Source organism: Photobacterium piscicola, from assembly GCF_900166965.1.
GTDB classification, from domain to species: Bacteria; Pseudomonadota; Gammaproteobacteria; order Enterobacterales; family Vibrionaceae; genus Photobacterium; species Photobacterium piscicola.
The window spans coordinates 1-2,218 of sequence record NZ_FUZI01000024.1; the positions used below are offsets into that span (position 1 = coordinate 1).

The 2,218-nt window shown below is 52.9% G+C and carries 1 protein-coding gene; it reads right to left on the reverse strand.

Annotation, left to right across the window (positions count from 1 at the left end; translation table 11 throughout):
* Window positions 1–2,218, reverse strand: a 2,218-nt coding sequence (locus CZ809_RS20515) for an Ig-like domain-containing protein (RefSeq protein ID WP_144396220.1), incomplete at both ends; no start/stop codon positions are given.

The window sequence follows — 2,218 nt, forward strand, 5'->3', positions numbered from 1 at the left end:
CCACGGTCCCCGTGACCGGGACTTTGCTGTGCGCTTCATCTGCGTTGATAACACCATCGGTAGCAATCGAGGTAATAGTGATCGCTGCCGCAATGTCAGTATCAATGTTGTAAGGGTGATCGTCCGTCGCGGTGGCACTGTTGCCCGCCTCATCCGTGGTGGTGACGGTTGCCGTCACACTATCAGCCGTCGCACCGTCTAAAACACTGCCGTCGATTTCTGCCGTCCACGTTAACTTGCCGTCCTGCTCCACAACTTTTGTGGTGCCCACGGTTTGACCATCAACAACGACCGTAACGGTATCGCCGACTTTAACATCTGCGCCCACGGTCCCCGTGACCGGGACTTTGCTGTGCGCTTCATCTGCGTTGATAACACCATCGGTAGCTATCGAGGTAATAGTGATCGCTGCCGCAATGTCAGTATCAATGTTGTAAGGGTGATCGTCCGTCGCCGTGGCACTGTTGCCCGCCTCATCCGTGGTGGTGACGGTTGCCGTCACACTATCAGCCGTCGCACCGTCTAAAACACTGCCGTCGACTTCTGCCGTCCACGTTAACTTGCCGTCCTGCTCCACAACTTTTGTGGTGCCCACGGTTTGACCATCAACAACGACCGTAACGGTATCGCCGACTTTAACATCTGCGCCCACGGTCCCCGTAACCGGGACTTTGCTGTGCGCTTCATCTGCGTTGATAACACCATCGGTAGCAATCGAGGTAATAGTGATCGTTGCCGCAATGTCAGTATCAATGTTGTAAGGATGATCGTCCGTCGCCGTGGCACTGTTGCCCGCCTCATCCGTGGTGGTGACGGTTGCCGTCACACTATCAGCCGTCGCACCGTCTAAAACACTGCCGTCAACTTCTGCCGTCCACGTTAACTTGCCGTCCTGCTCCACAACTTTTGTGGTGCCCACGGTTTGACCATCAACAACGACCGTAACGGTATCGCCGACTTTAACATCTGCGCCTACGGTACCCGTGACCGGGACTTTGCTGTGCGCTTCATCTGCGTTGAGAACACCATCGGTAGCAATCGAGGTAATAGTGATCGTTGCCGCAATGTCAGTGTCAACGGTGTAAGGGTGATCGTCCGTCGCGGTGGCACTGTTGCCCGCATCATCCGTGGTGGTGACGGTTGCCGTCACACTATCAGCCGTCGCACCGTCTAAAACACTGCCGTCGATTTCTGCCGTCCACGTTAACTTGCCGTCCTGCTCCACAACTTTTGTGGTGCCCACGGTTTGACCATCAACAACGACCGTAACGGTATCGCCGACTTTAACATCTGCGCCCACGGTACCCGTGACCGGGACTTTGCTGTGCGCTTCATCTGCGTTGATAACACCATCGGTAGCAATCGAGGTAATAGTGATCGTTGCCGCAATGTCAGTATCAATGTTGTAAATATGATCATCTGTCGCAGTAGCGCTATGACCTGCTTCATCATGAGTTGTCACGGTGGCGGTGACATTATCGGTGGTAGCGTTATCTAATACGCTGCCGTCAACCTCAGCCGTCCACGTTAACTTGCCATTGTGATTTTCTACTGTGGCCGTACCTACCGCTTTACCATCTACAGTGATCGTAACGGTATCGCCAACTTTGACATCACCACCAACGGTACCGGTTACAGGCACTTTGCCGTGGGACTCATTCTCATTGATTACATTGTCACCACCAATGGTGGTGATGGTGACACCCGCATTGATGCCAACCTGATAATTTTCTTCACTGTTTGCGGTGTCATTATGTGAACTGTATGACGTTGTGACTGTGGCAGTGGCTTTATCTGCATGCAACACATCCTTGCCCGTGACATTCACTGACCATGTGTTACCCGCCTCAACCTGGGTGTTGTAATCGGTGCCATTAATCGTTACCACGACCTTGTCACCCACTTGCACCTGACCGCCAACCGTACCGGTGATCGCAATGCTCTGCTGATGACCTTCTTGTTGAGTGATCTCGTTATCGCCAGTGATCTTATCAATGTCGATAGTCGCGTTAACATCCACCGTATAATTATGCTCAGCCGTGGCGGTTTTGCTGTTACCTGCGGTATCAGTGGTGGTCACTGTTGCGCCAACATGATCCGAATTCGCATCCAACAAGACCTTGCCATCAACAGACAAACGCCATGACTTATCCGCTTGTACTTCGGCGGTGCCTAACGTTTTACCATCAAGGGTCACTGTTACCCAATCGCCCGCTTT